The 13,292-nt window shown below is 72.4% G+C and carries 13 protein-coding genes and 1 pseudogene; 6 read left to right on the forward strand and 8 right to left on the reverse strand.

Annotated elements, in window-relative coordinates:
* Positions 1-60: 60 nt before the first annotated feature.
* The 6 genes from ACZ7MG_RS31705 to ACZ7MG_RS31730 form a co-directional block, all read right to left on the reverse strand.
* Positions 61-378 carry an ankyrin repeat domain-containing protein gene (locus ACZ7MG_RS31705; RefSeq protein WP_471381348.1) on the reverse strand — a complete coding sequence of 106 codons (318 nt, stop codon included), beginning with the start codon at positions 376-378 and terminating at the stop codon, positions 61-63.
* A 51-nt stretch (positions 379-429) separates the two neighbouring features.
* Positions 430-2,016, reverse strand: coding sequence for an oxidoreductase (locus ACZ7MG_RS31710; protein WP_471381351.1), 1,587 nt, complete (start codon positions 2,014-2,016; stop codon positions 430-432).
* A 131-nt stretch (positions 2,017-2,147) separates the two neighbouring features.
* The gene (locus ACZ7MG_RS31715) at positions 2,148-2,387 is read right to left on the reverse strand and encodes a chaplin (RefSeq protein ID WP_471381353.1); all 240 of its coding nucleotides are present in this window, start codon (positions 2,385-2,387) and stop codon (positions 2,148-2,150) included.
* 166 nt (positions 2,388-2,553) lie between these two features.
* Complete coding sequence (locus ACZ7MG_RS31720; RefSeq protein ID WP_471381355.1) at positions 2,554-3,705, reverse strand: hypothetical protein; 1,152 nt, start codon at positions 3,703-3,705, stop codon at positions 2,554-2,556.
* Positions 3,706-3,887: 182 nt separating this feature from the next.
* A complete protein-coding gene (locus ACZ7MG_RS31725) occupies positions 3,888-4,655 on the reverse strand; it encodes a DUF5995 family protein (RefSeq protein ID WP_471381356.1) in 768 nt (255 codons plus the stop codon).
* The gene (locus ACZ7MG_RS31730; RefSeq protein ID WP_471381357.1) at positions 4,633-5,076 is read right to left on the reverse strand and encodes a hypothetical protein; all 444 of its coding nucleotides are present in this window, start codon (positions 5,074-5,076) and stop codon (positions 4,633-4,635) included. Before ACZ7MG_RS31730 ends, ACZ7MG_RS31725 begins: the two co-directional genes overlap by 23 nt.
* A 185-nt stretch (positions 5,077-5,261) precedes the next feature.
* Between ACZ7MG_RS31730 and ACZ7MG_RS31735 the strand changes: the two are divergent.
* The 3 genes and pseudogenes from ACZ7MG_RS31735 to ACZ7MG_RS31745 form a co-directional block, all read left to right on the forward strand.
* Positions 5,262-5,420: pseudogene (locus tag ACZ7MG_RS31735) on the forward strand (tyrosine phenol-lyase); the annotation flags it as partial.
* Between the two features lie 61 nt (positions 5,421-5,481).
* Positions 5,482-5,985: a hypothetical protein gene (locus ACZ7MG_RS31740; protein WP_471381359.1), complete on the forward strand. Its 504-nt coding sequence runs from the start codon at positions 5,482-5,484 to the stop codon at positions 5,983-5,985.
* A 97-nt stretch (positions 5,986-6,082) separates the two neighbouring features.
* The gene (locus ACZ7MG_RS31745; RefSeq protein WP_471381361.1) at positions 6,083-6,925 is read left to right on the forward strand and encodes an endonuclease/exonuclease/phosphatase family protein; all 843 of its coding nucleotides are present in this window, start codon (positions 6,083-6,085) and stop codon (positions 6,923-6,925) included.
* A 66-nt stretch (positions 6,926-6,991) separates the two neighbouring features.
* On the opposite strand, the gene ACZ7MG_RS31750 is transcribed toward ACZ7MG_RS31745, so the two are convergent.
* On the reverse strand, positions 6,992-8,500 hold the full coding sequence (locus ACZ7MG_RS31750; RefSeq protein WP_471381364.1) for an MFS transporter: 1,509 nt from the start codon (positions 8,498-8,500) through the stop codon (positions 6,992-6,994).
* A gap of 298 nt (positions 8,501-8,798) precedes the next feature.
* On the opposite strand from ACZ7MG_RS31750, the gene ACZ7MG_RS31755 reads away from it, so the two are divergent.
* Positions 8,799-9,425 (forward strand): class I SAM-dependent methyltransferase, encoded by a 627-nt coding sequence (locus ACZ7MG_RS31755; RefSeq protein ID WP_471381366.1) that lies wholly within the window; start codon positions 8,799-8,801, stop codon positions 9,423-9,425.
* 43 nt (positions 9,426-9,468) lie between these two features.
* Here ACZ7MG_RS31755 and ACZ7MG_RS31760 read toward each other — a convergent pair whose 3' ends face one another.
* On the reverse strand, positions 9,469-11,220 hold the full coding sequence (locus ACZ7MG_RS31760; RefSeq protein WP_471381368.1) for an FG-GAP-like repeat-containing protein: 1,752 nt from the start codon (positions 11,218-11,220) through the stop codon (positions 9,469-9,471).
* A 238-nt stretch (positions 11,221-11,458) separates the two neighbouring features.
* Here ACZ7MG_RS31760 and ACZ7MG_RS31765 point away from each other — a divergent pair, with 238 nt between their 5' ends.
* Entirely contained in the window at positions 11,459-11,857 is a 399-nt protein-coding gene (locus ACZ7MG_RS31765; RefSeq protein ID WP_471381371.1) for a DUF6083 domain-containing protein, read from the forward strand.
* A gap of 390 nt (positions 11,858-12,247) precedes the next feature.
* Complete coding sequence (locus tag ACZ7MG_RS31770; protein ID WP_471381373.1) at positions 12,248-13,279, forward strand: trypsin-like serine peptidase; 1,032 nt, start codon at positions 12,248-12,250, stop codon at positions 13,277-13,279.
* Positions 13,280-13,292 lie beyond the last annotated feature (13 nt).

Consider the following 13,292-nt stretch of genomic DNA (forward strand, 5'->3'; position numbering starts at 1 on the left):
GTCGGGAGTGCCAGCCCTCGGGGTGTGATTGAAGTGAATTCACTTAGTATCGGTCATGGCTCACTCGCCGATGTGGCGCCGCAACAGCCCGGCTGCGAGGTCATGGCCGTAGTGAACGGCGATGTCCATGGGCGTTTGCCCGTCAGGGTCCGGGAGTTGTGGGTCGGCGCCGAATGCCAGGAGCACGGCGGTGGTATGCACGGTGAGCCGGTGGCCGCTCTGCAGCGCGCCGTCGCCCTCGGTGTCGATGGCGTGTGTCAGGAGCGTCAGGTTGTCGCACACCTCGTCGGGATCGACACCCTGAGCCAGTAGCCGGGCCAGGGTTTCCGCGTCCTCGTCCTCCACGGCTTGATGGGCCGGTGTCCAGGTGTTCTCCACAGCCGCATTCAACTGCGGAGCCCCGGCTCGGCCAACCGCTTTTCTGGGCCGTCACTGGCGGTTGATCGCTCGGGAGATTCCGGCGGCGGTGGTGGTGGCGAGGATCCAGCCGGTGGCGGTGAGGGTGTGGGCGAGCCATTGGGCGGGGCCGTGGGGGGCGAAGGCGAGGTCTTGGCCGAAGGCGGGGATCGGGATGAGGAGGTCGAGGGTGTAGACGAGGGCGTTGAACGGCGGTGCCTTCGTCGCTTCGAGGGGCTCCGGAGGGTGCGCCGCGAAGAAGACCGCCCCGCAGACGAGCAGCGCGGCGAGCCAGAGGCCGGCACGGAGCGGGCGGTAGCCGTAGCCGACGGTCGCGTCCTGGACGTAGCCCCAGAGGCGGGAGGGCAGGGGGAGCGAGGCACGGTGGTGGCGCTGCTTGGCGAGGAGCACCGTACGGGCTTCGCCCTCGTGCCCCAGCCGTCGATAGGTGGCCGCGAGCTGCTCGTACGGCTGCGGCAGGTAGGTGTCGGCGCCGTGCCGGAGCCAGTCCAGCCGTTCGGGGGCCGTCAGGGGCGTGGCGAGGGCGTCGTAGGTGGTGTCGGCCAGCCGGAGGTCGGCGGGCCAGGTGTCGGGGGCGTCGTACAGGGTGCCCAGGCGGGCGCCGCTCGCGTCGACGGTGCCGGCGATCGGCTGCCGGGTGCGCAGATCGGTCACCCGGGCCTGGGTCAGCCGCAAGGACAGCGCGGTCCCGTCCGGGTTCGCCAGCGTGGAGTCGTGGAAGCTGAGCCGGGTGCCGACGCTGCTGCCGTCGAGGGTGATGCCGCCGTCGACCCGGAGGCCTCGGCCGAGGTCGAAGTTGCGGGCGACGGTGACGTCCACCGCTTCCAGGGCGATGTCGCCCGGGTTGTTCAGCCGGGCCCCGCAGAAGCCGATCGCTGCCGCGACCGTGGCACCGGAGAGGATGATCCGGCCTTCGGCCCTGAAGCCCGGGTGGAAGGTGAAGTCCTCGGCGATCTGGACGTGGTAGGCGTCCAGGGCGTGGCCGCCGGGATGGTGCAGGGAGGCGCCCTCCAGGTCGAACTCGCCGGAGACGGTGGCGCCCGAGCAGCGGAACGTTCCCCGGACCGTCAGGTCGGTGCACAGCAGGTCTCCGCCCGCGACCAGATGGACGGCGGATATCGCCTCGGTCCCGGGCGCGGTGATCGTGGAGCCGCGGAGGTCCAGATCGCTGTGGATCTGGGCGCGGGTGAGGACGAGGGGGCCGGTCAGTCGGCAGCGGGACAGGACCAGCCGGCCGTCGACCTGGACCGTGTCGGCCGTGAGGCCCGGCAGGGCGCATCCGGTGAGGGCCAGTTCGCGGATCCTGGCGCCCCGGAGCAGCGGTGCCTCGTCGAAGCGGCATTCGTCCAGGACGACCGGCACGGTGATCTCGGCGAACCGCAGATCCAGCGTGCCGGTGACGCGCGCGCCGGTCAGGCGCAGCGCCGGGCGGTCACCCGGGGCGGGATCGGCGCCGACGCCCAGCAGCAGCGCCGCGACGACCTCGGCCCGCACGGTGGGTTCCTCCGGCTGCGGGGCGTCGCGGACATCGACGGCGCCTCCCTGCGCGAAGGAGTTCCACAACTGACGCTCACCGGCGTTGAGTTCGTCGACCCGCATGATCGACGATCATCCAGGCACCCGCCCACGGAGAACAAGCCCTCAGGAGGGCTTCGTGGGGCTCCGCCCCCGCCGGTGGCCCGAGAAGGCTCGGGTCACCGGCATCGTGCCGCGGTGCGGCCGCGGAAGCGTCAGTCGTTCTTGCAGACGTTGCCGAACGTCGGGTTGAGCACCCCGATCACCTTCACCGAGTTGCCGCACACGTTGACCGGGATGTGCACCGGCACCTGCACGGCGTTGCCCGCGGCGACACCCGGCGAGCCCAGCGCCTCACCCCGGGCACCGGCGTCGGCCCCCGCCACTCCGGCACCGGCGAGCACGAACCCCGCCACCCCCAGGGTCACCGTCACCGACTTCGCCACACGAGACACGCTTTCTCCTCTCATAGGCCTGCTGAGCAGCCATTGCGATGACCACACAGCAAGATCATCCAATCGCCCGCTCAACGACCCACCCCCACCCGGGACACGGCCTGCGGCAACCCCGTGCCCCGCCTCGACACCAACGAGGTGCCCGACGACCTGGGCCGTGTCCGGCCTAGCGCTCCGGGTCGGCCGGACCCGTACCCGCGTCGGTTCCCGCCCCCGAGCCCTTGGTGCCGCCCTTCCAGCGCTCCAGGGTGCGAGTGAACTGCTGGAACGCGGACGTCACCGTCGCCGCCGGTGTCCCGGACGGTTGTTGCGCGGGCACGGTGGGCCCGGCAGGCGCGGCCTCGGCGGACTCGCGGTAGGCGGCGAGGGCCTCGTGGGCGCGCTCGGTGGCCTCCCGGTACAGGTCCCGGGACTTCGTCATGGCCTCCAGCGCCTCGGCGTACGCGGCCACCCGCTTCCGCTCCCGGACGAGTTCCTCCTCGATGGTGAGCAGCTGCCAGTCGTCCCGGAGCGCGGTCAGGGCCTCGTCGGCGCCGTCCGGCAGCGGTCGGGGCAGCGCGGCGAACCGCGTCACGGCCCGGACGAGGTCGACCGGCTCCGAACCGTCCAGGAACACCGACCGTACGGCGAAGTCGTCCGCGTCGTAGCCGTCCGGGCCCGGCGTGCCGGGCAGCACCACGGCGCCGCCGCGCGGCACTTCCGCGTCGAAGTCCCGCAGCGCCCAGTTCACGACCCGCAGTTGCTGCGGAGCGGCCCGGTGTTCCACGACGCGGTGGCGCAGGCCCGGCGACAGCCAGCGCGCGAGGGGCAGCCGACCGCGTTCGTCCGTCGTCATGGCCTCGTGGACGACGACATGGACGCACCATCCGCCGCGCCCCGACTCCCTGAGCAGTCGCCGTATGTCCTTGTCCTCCTCGGGCAGGGCGTTGATCCTACTCAGCGACAGGCCGGTGGCGGCGTCGTGGTCCCAGTCGCCGTACTCCGGCCAGAACCGGGTGACCGGGGAGGGCCAGGACGGGTCCCACGGCTGTTCCGCCTCCGCGAGCAGCGTCCACTCCCGCCCGCCGCCGAGGTCGGGCGCGAGGCTCAGCCGGGCGCGTACGGTCACCTCGTCGGGAACCCGCCAGCGGGCCTCGAAGACCCGCTCCGGTGAGTCGCCCGCGGCGGGCGCCTCCCGGAAGTCGTCGATGACCTGGCTGTCCTTGAGCTGTCGCAGGGTGCGACGAAGTACGTCTTCGGCGTCGGGTCCTACGTGGCGGCCGCGAGCCGGCCACACCGTCGGGGGAGTTACGGGACGGGCTGTGCGGGAGGTCGGCATAAGTCCATCGGGAAGCAGGGGCACGTGCGCCCACCAGTATCCCCACCAGGGCCCGCCCCGGACCACCCGGGGTCCCACGGCTCCGCTCCCGCGGGTGGGCGGTGGCTCGGCCCCACCCGCGGCAGCGGCACTTCACCGCGGCCGGCCGTACGGCACCGGGAGTCATGGAGAGTCTCGCCTGCCTAGGCCGTTCCCTCGACGGCGCTGTTCAGGTGGGCGATGACGGCCGGTACGTCGTCGCTCTCGGTGCTCCGGATCAGTTGCAGGGCCGGTCGGACGAGACCGCTCGGACGGGCGATCAGCCGGGCGAGGACGGCGGCGCGGACGTCGAGGCGTTCGATGGTCGCCTCGCGCTCCTGCTCGGTCTGGCCGGCCAGCAGGACGGCGTTGTGCCAGGCCTCCGCGCGGGACTGGCGGACACTGAAGTCGAGGAGCCGCTCGTCGGTGCGGGCGCCGACCCGGTCCAGCAGCGACAGCAGCGGCGACACGGCACCGACCGAGTCCTGCACCCCCAGCGCCACCCGGGCCAGGATGTCGTTGATCAGCAGGAAGTCGCGCCGCAGCGCCTGGATGTCCTCGCCCGGACTGGTGCGCGCGGCGGCGACGGCCAGATCGAGGTTGATGTGCGCGTTCACGCCGAGCACCAGGTGCTGGACGATGACGGTGTCGGTGTCGTCCAGCAGCCCGAACGTCTCACGCCAGCACCGCGGCCCGCTCCCGTCACGGCGCCAGGCGTTGTACGCCTCGAAGTAGCGGTTGCCGAAATGCGTGTCGAACCGGTCCATCCGTGCGCCGTCGTCGAACAGCCCCTGATGGATGGCCGTACGGACCTCGACGGTCACCTGCCGGTACAGCGCCGCGAAGTAGCCGACCCGGTCGCCGTCACGGGCCGCCTTCCGCACGACCTCGGCAAGCCCGTCCACGACGTCATCGATGTTCTCTGCCGCCACACCCAACTCCCTTTTCCGGGGCCCGCGTTGGACCCGACTCCGGACTGCTGTGCGCACTGCCGAACACAGCCTCGTTGTACCACTGGTCGAGGTCGGCGCACGCGGGGTCGTGGGCGAGGCCGGTGAAGTGGCGGGTCCACTGGGCGGGGGTGAGGACGGCCGCGATGCCTCCTGAGAGGCCGGTGAGGGTGGCCCGTTCGGCGGGGCGGGAGCCGTCGGCCGTCCCGGCTGTAGGCGAGGGCGTCGACGAAGTTGTCGTGGCCAGGGCGACGAGGGCCGCGACGAGGCGGTGCAGCCGGCGGATGTGGTGGCGGGCGCGCAGGGCCTGTGCCCGTTCCGCGGTCTCGCCGGCGTCGAGGAAGGCGTGTTCCCGGACGGTCAGCGCCTCGTCGGGAAGGTCCTTCGCGGCGGCCGGACGCATTCCGAGGTAGAGGGTGTCGGGGCCCCGGCCCAGGGATTCCCAGGCGGCGGTGGCCTCGGTGAGCGCCTGGTGCAGCCGCAGCCGCAGCCGCAGCCGCAGCCGGTCCCGGTCCTCGTTCAGCCGGCGGCCCAGCCGGGGCCAGCAGCGGATGAGCGCACGCCGCGCGGTTCGCGGAGAACGCCTGGCTGGTCACCCGGCGGGAGCCCGCGTACCGCGACCGCAGTTCCCGGCAGGTCGTCGAGGAGGCGTTCCGGCTCGCCGACGGCTGTGTGATGAGTGCGAAGAAGGACGGCATCGCCCACATCGGCGGCTTCCTGGGCCTGGACGACCCCGAACTCGCCCGCCGCTGCGAACTGTTGCTCATCGCCGCCGAGGGCTTCCCCACCTACGGCGGACCGGCGGGCCGTGACCTCGACATGGTCGCCCGGGGCCTGCACGAGGTCAACCGACCCGCGCTATCTGAGCGCACGGGCCGAGGACACCGCGTACCTGGCGGGCCTGGTGCGGTCGGCGGGCGCCGGCGTCGTGGAGCCGCCCGGACTGCACGCGCTCTCTACCTCAACGCCGAGCGGCTGCCGCCGCACATCCCGCCGCACCGGTTCCCCGGCCAGGCACTGGCCTGTCGGCTGTATCTGGAAGGGCGGCATCCGTTCCGTGGAACTCGGCTCCCTCCACCTGGGCACCGAGGACGAGCACGGAGCGCCGCTCACCAGCGCTCCGTACGAGCTGCTGCGGCTGGCCGTTCCGCGCCGGACGTACACCCGGGGCCACTTCGACCACGTCGGGCGGACGGTGGCCCGGGTGGTACGGGACGCCCACCTCGTCCCCGGCCTCCGCAGCACCGAACAGCCCGCCTCCCTGCGGCAGTTCCGCGCAAAGCCGGCCCCCGTGACCGTGCGACCGAGGTGAAAGGAGGGGAGCGGGTGTCGCTCACAGCCGCGTCGCTTAGTCTCGTGCCAGGGCACACCGGATCGACGCGGGTGGGGATCCGAGCGAGGAGGCGACGGTGGCGGCATGGGGCACGCGATGGCTCGCGGGAGCCGTCACCCTCGCCTGTGTGGTGCTCGTCGGCCCCAGCGCCCCGGGCGGCGGCCTGTTCGCCCGGTCGCTTCCCGCCGACGCCGTCCGGGAGGTCGTACCGAACCGGGTCATGACGTGGAACATCTGCAACCCCTGCGATGTGAGCAACGTCGACCGGGCGGCGGAGATCGCCGCGTACGCGCCCCAGGTCATCGGCCTGCAGGAAGCGTGCGTGCGGGACGTCGAGCGGATCCGGGAGTACCTGGAGAGCCTGCACGGGCTCGTCTACCACGTCGAGTACGGCTCGGTGCTGCGGCACTGGGGCCGCTGCGGGGGAGTACCGTGGAGCCCGGGAGGCTTCGGGCAGGCGGTCCTCTCCGCGGCGCCGATGACGGATCGCGTCAGCGTGGAGTACCCCGACGGCGGCTCCGAGGACCGGGGCTATCTGGCCGTCACGACCACGGTGGGCGGCCGGTCGGTGCGGGTCTTCAACACCCACCTCGCCCAACGGCGTCAGGAAGCGGTTCGGGAGGGCCAGGTCCGGGTGCTCGCCGCGGCCGTCTCCCGGTACGAACGTGCCGTCGTCCTCGGTGACTTTAACGCCGTGCCGGACGCCCCCGAACTCACCCCGCTCTGGAACCTGGCCACGGACGCGGACCCCGCGTGCCGGCCCCCGGCCGACGGTGACTGCGAGGTGACCACCGACTGGCAGAGCAAGTTCGACTACACCTTCCTGCGGGGCGTCACCTCGCTCCGGCAGGGGGTGCGGCAGTCCGCGTACTCGGACCACGATCTGGTGCGCGCCGACCTGGACATGAGCGGACCCTGATCACCGGGACGCGAGCGACGCACCGCCACGGCCCGCCGGTTGTCCGGCGGGCCGTGGGGACGTGTTCTACATGTGGACGACGGGTGCGGCGTCGGGGTTGTGGACGGGGGCGCCGCGCCGGTAGAGGAGGGCGCTGATGACGAGGCCGGCGACGAAGAACGCGGCGGACCACCAGTAGGCGGTGGAGTAGCCCTCCAGGCCCGCCTGGGCGAGGACCATGGGGTCCTTGGGGTTCCTGCCGTCGAGGTAGCTCGTGACGGCGCTGGAGAAGAGGGTGTTGAGGAGTGCGGTGCCCAGCGAACCGCCGACCTGCTGCATGGTGTTGACGGCGGCGGAGGCGACGCCGGAGTCCTCGGCGGCGACCCCTTCGGTGGCCAGGCTCATGGCGGGCGCCATGATCAGGCCCATACCGAGTCCGGCCACGATCAGCGGGGGCAGGATGTGGGTGGCGTAGGAGCTGGTGAGGTCGAGACCCGTCAGCCAGACCATGCCGGCGGCCGCGATGCCCATGCCCAGCGGTACGACCGGCTTGGGGCCGAAGCGGGGGACGAGTGAGGTGGTGGCGAGCGTCGAGGTCACCATCAGTGCGGTGATCATCGGCAGGAAGGCGAGGCCGGTCTTGATGGGCGTGTAACCGAGCGTCTGCTGCAGGTAGTAGGTGAGGAAGAGGAAGACACCGAACATCGCGGCACCGATGATCAGCACGGAGATGAAGGAGGCCCCGCGGTTGCGGTGGAGCAGGATCCGCAGCGGCAGCAGCGGGTGCGCGGCCTTGGTCTGCCACCAGGTGAAGGCGGCCAGCAGGACGCCTCCGGCGAGCAGGAAGCCCCAGGTTCGGACGGAGCCCCAGTCGTGGCTCTCGGCGTTGGAGAAGCCGTAGACCAGGCAGAACAGTCCGCCGCCGACGAGGAGGGCACCGGGGACGTCGATCTTGGCCGTCCTGTCGCGGGTGGTGCGCTGGAGCAGGATCACTCCGCCGACGAAGGCGGCGGCCGCGAAGACTAGGTTGACGTAGAGGGTCCAGCGCCAGTCGAGGTACTCGGTCAGCACACCGCCGAGCAGCAGGCCGACGGCACCGCCGGCGCCGGCGATAGCGCCGTACACGCCGAAGGCCTTGGCGCGTTCCTTGGCGTCGGTGAACGTCACGGTCAGCAGGGACAGCGCGGCGGGTGCGAGGAGCGCGCCGAACACGCCCTGGCCGGCGCGGGCGACGATGAGCATCTCGAAGCTGGTGGCGGCGCCGCCCAGGGCGGACATGCCGGCGAAGCCGACCAGCCCGACGAGGAAGGTCATCTTGCGGCCGAAGAGGTCCGCTATCCGGCCGCCGAGCAGCAGCAGACTGCCGAAGGCGAGTGCGTAGGCGGTGACGACCCACTGGCGGTCGCCGTCGGAGAAGCCCAGGTCCTGCTGGGCCGAGGGCAGTGCGATGTTCACGATCGTCGCGTCCAGCACCACCATCAGCTGGGCCAGACCGATCACGACCAGGATCCACCAGCGGTGCGGAGGTGGTGTGTCGGTGGGCGGGGAGGCGGACACGGCGGGCGTGTCCGGGGTGTCGGTCGCGGTGTGGGACATGACGGAACTCCAGGAGTGGCGGGACGCGGGGGTGGTCGGCTGTGTGCCGGAGGGAGGGCTGCTGCGCTGGAGCCCCTCGCCTGACACATGTCAGATTAGCTGTAATCTGACATGCGTCAAGTAAGTAGGGTCCGGGGAGGGGGCCCGGGGGCACCCCTCCCGGCGGACGTGCTGTTCTTTGCCGTCATGGGCCCCGCGTCCGGCATGCTGGAGGAGCCCTGGACCGGCGGCTGGGCAGGCCAGGGCGACGACATCGCTCCCGCCTCCGGAGGGCGGGGCTGACGGAAGGCATGGGGACATGGGTGGGCAGCGCGACCGTTGGGCGGAACTGACCGGCGGGGAAGCCGGGGAGGGGTACGCCCGGCGTTTCGCTCGGCTCGCCGCGTCGGGCCACGACATCCACGGCGAGGCCACGTTCTGTGCCGCGCTGCTGGAGCCCGAGGCCCGGATTCTCGACGCCGGCTGCGGCACCGGTCGGATCGCGATCCGGCTCGCCGAACTGGGCCACCACTGCACCGGCGTGGACGTCGATCCCTCGATGCTCGCCGTCGCCCGCCGTGAAGCGCCCGCGCAGGAATGGCTCCTCGGCGACCTGGCCCACCTGGACGCCCTCGGCCTGACCCCCGGCTTCGACCTGGTGCTCGCCGCCGGGAACGTCATCCCCCTGCTGGCCCCCGGCACCGAACCGGCCGTCATCCACCACCTGGCGGCCGCACTGCGCCCCGGCGGCCTGCTGGTCACCGGCATGGGTCTGGACGCGGCCCACCTGCCGCTGCCGGAACCGCCGGTCACCCTGACCCAGTTCGACCACTGGTGCGCCGAGGCCGGACTGGCCCTACGGGAGCGCCACGCCACCTGGAGCGGCGACCCGTACCACCCCGGCGGCGGCTACGCCGTCAGCGTGCACACCCGGCCCACCCCATGAATCCCGAGGACACCCGGAATCCCGAGGACTCGCGGTCGGCCGGTCAGAGCAGGTCCGCGGTGGTGAAGTGCCGTTGGTACGTCATCCCCTCACCCGTGCCGCGCAGCACCCAGAACGCGTCCAGTTCCTGCTTCTTCGGGTTCAGGAAGCCGGGGGCGCCGACCACGACGTCCAGGTGATCGTCGCCGTCGGTGTCGAGGAGCGGGCCGACGACGGTGATGCGGTTACGGGTGGGCCCGCGGCCGGCGGCGGGTGTGTCGCTGCCGGGGAGGCCGGGGCTGTCGAGGTTCACCGCCTGGACCGTCTCGGCCGTGGCCGCCCGCAGGTCGGGGACCAGCCACACCACGCCGTTGCTGTTGTTGGCCCCCGTCGCCGAGGTCACCAGATCGGCCCGGCCGTCACCGGTGACGTCGCCCAGGGCGGTGCCGCCCATACCGCCGTACTGCGTCTCGTTGTTGAGCCCCGGCGGCGTATCGGTGCTGATCCCGGCATGTTCGCCGCTCTCGGGCCCGGAGCGGGTGCTGAGCCAGTAACCGGCGCTCAGCTGCTTGCGGAACGCGACGAAGCTCGCGGTGTACAGGTCGTCGGCGCCGTCGCCGTCCACATCCCCGACCTGCCCCTCCAGACCGGTGGCGGGCCGATCGCCGTGCTCGTCCGGCCGCAGCCCCTCGGGGCCGCCACGCAGATAGAGCAGGTCGGCGAGGGCCACCTCGCCGTCGCCCTCCATGTCCGGATCGCTCCAGTGGAACCTCACGGCCAGATCGGTGGCCTCGTCGCCGTCGAAGTCACCGGCCAGGAAGCCGTACGGAACCGAGTTCGGGCGGCGGTCGCCGGTCAGCTCCTGCACACGGGCGGGCGCGCCGCCGCGCCGGACGGGGCCGTACCACACGGTGCCGGTCGGGCCTTCGGCGCTACCCGGGCCTTCGGCGTCACCCGGGCCTTCGGCGTCACCCGGGCCTTCGGCGTCACCCGGGCCTTCGGCGCTCCCCGGGCCGTCGGCGCCCTCCGGGCCTGCCGTGCCCTCCGGGCCTGCCGTGCCCTCCGGGCCTGCCGTGCCCTCCGGGCCTGCCGTGCCCTCCGGGCCTGCCGTGCCCTCCGGGCCTGCCGTGCCACCCGGGCCTTTCGTGCCACCCGGGATGAACAGGTCGGCGTTGCCGTCCCCGTCGAAGTCCCCGGTCGCCGCCGGGCTCGCCGACGCACCGGTGAGCGGTTGTGCGTCGCCCACGCCGCGCGGCCCGCCCCACAGCACGGCGGGCTCACCCCGCTGCGGCGCCGACACGAGATCGGTGAAGCCGTCATGGTCCAGGTCGACGCGGAACAGCTGTGTCTGCTCGGGTCCCGCCGCCGAGGCCGACCACGGGACCACGGTGTGCCGGCGCGGATCCAGCCCCTTCGCCGACCCGTAGACCACCACCAGGTTTCCGTCCGCGACCACGGCGGCGAAGTCGTCGTAGCCGTCACCGTTGAAGTCCCCGGGTCGCGGATGCGCGGAAGGCTTTCCCGCGTCCGGCCGCTCGCCCTGGCGACTGGCCGGATACGGCTTCTCGTCACCGCTCGCGCCGCTCTCGTCGGCGGCCGGGCGCTGCACGGCACCACTGCATCCCGCCGCCAGCAGCACGGCCGCGAGGGCCGCGGCGGCGAACCCCAGCGGCCGGCCGGCACTCCGCACCGCCCGCACCGCTCGCATCGCTCGGAGCGCGGGTGACCCGTTCCGGCCCCCCGCGCCGCGCCCCCGGGCGACCTCGCGACCCATCGCCGACAGGCACATCCGGGACACCCGCGTAAGCCGTCCCATGAGACCTCCCGCCTCCGCCACCGCCTCCACCACGGACCGTACCGACACACACGACTCCCGACCGCCCCGAAAGGTTGCCACCGGGAACGCCCCACCGCGCTCGGCCGTCACCTCCGTGGCCGCAGTGCCGAGCGATGACAAGCGTCGGCTCTTCTGTCGCCGTGCGCCCGTCCCGCCGCACCTGTCCCGTCTCGTTGTCGTCGTGCGTCGCGGCCGGTCTCGCGGTCACGCTCGGGCTATGGGGGCGTTTGAGGGCGTGCCGCGTCTCGGCGGCGAGCAGCGGTTCACCTGCGCGTACTGCGGGCTGCCACAGGAGCGGGTGCCGACGCTGGAGCACGACTGGGTGCTGTTGGAGCCGGACATGGACGTCCTGGCCCATCTGGTGCCGGCCGAGTACCGCTGGATCGAACTGTCGGACGGTCAGGTGGCGGCGTACGCCGTCTGCCCGCCGGACACGACGCAGCGTTGCCGCATCGAGCATCGTCTGGCGTGCTCCGGCCAGGCCCTGCCGGATCTCTGGCCGTGGCTCACGTCCCTGCGGCTGGAGAACGGACGGAGGTCCGAGCGGTTGGCGGCCACGGAGCCGGCGCCTGTGGAACTGGAGCCGGTGGAGCTGGAGTTGCCCGACGTCGGGTAGGCGCCGGGCGCGCAGATCCGCCAAAGTGCCCGGCGCGGACGTTCCCACGCGCCTCCGCGCCCGGCCGGTTCACGGCAGTCCGGCGTGCGACGGGGACGCGGTCCAGCAGGGTGGGCCGGGGTGCCGCGCTCCCGGTCGCCCCGGGACGCAACCTGCTCGTCCGCGTGCCGTTCATCCGCGAGCGGACGCGGCCGACGCCACGACGGTGCCCACCGCACCGCGGCCCCTGCGGGCAAGCGGCAATCCAGACGGGCCGAATACATAGGCGACTCACAGGAAAGCGCGGAGCGGCCGATCTCTGTCTGTTTGGCATGTCCCCGTCCCCCCTAGGTTCGCTGTGCTCTGTCCAGAACACGCACTCCAACGACACGACCATCGAAGGAGCAGTTCGTGCGCAGACTCAGACAAGCGATACTCCCGCTGGCCGCGGCCACCGTGCTGGCCCTGATCGGTACGGGAACGGCCGCCGAGGCCGCACCCGTCCGGGCCGAGGCCGCCACCCGGACCGCCGCGGGCGCGCTCACCTCCACCGCCGGGAACGACGGGACGACCGTCGGCCGGTCCGCGCGGCTGTCGAGCGGCGCCCCCGTCGACTCGGCGCAGGACATCCGCGCGCTGGAGCGCTTCTGGACGCCGGAGCGGATGGCGAAGGCCGTCTCGCTCGACAAGGCGCCCTCCGCACCGAGGCCGGACTCCGCGAAGCGGACCGGCCCCACCGGGAAGCCGGGAACGGTCCCGTCCGCCCCCGCGCGTTCCGACGCCCCGTCGGCGCGCATCAACGAATCCGCCGCCGTGGGCAAGGTGTTCTTCACCAACCCCGCCAACGGCGGCACCTACGCGTGTTCGGCGAGCGCCCTCAACAGTGACTCCAAGCAGATGGTCGTCACGGCCGGCCACTGCGTGCACGGCGGCAGCGGCGGCACCTGGATGACGAACTGGGTGTACGTGCCGCGCTACCGCTCCGGGGCCCGCCCCTTCGGCACCTTCGCCGCAAAGCAGATGCGGACCTTCAACGCCTGGATCGACAGCAGCGACCTCCGGCGCGACGTGGCCATGGTGACCACCTGGCCGCTCAACGGCAACAAGATCGTCAACGTCACCGGCGGCCACGGCATGAGCTGGAACTTCTCGCGCACCCAGCCCGTCACGATCTTCGGCTACCCCGGGAACCTCGACGGTGGCGAACTCCAGTGGACCTGCACCGGCACGACACGGGCGGCCGGTGACGGCGGCATCGAACTGCAGTGCAACTTCGGCGGCGGCTCCAGCGGCGGACCCTGGCTGCGTGAGTTCAACGACTCAGGCGGTCTCGGCTCCGTCAACGGCGTGATGAGCACCGTCACCTCGACCGGCTGGAACGAGGCCGCCTACTTCGACGACGGGGTCAAGGGCATGTACGACGCCCAGGGCGCCGTCACCTGACGGACCGGACACC

It is taken from the genome of Streptomyces sp. NPDC107538 (assembly GCF_055657445.1).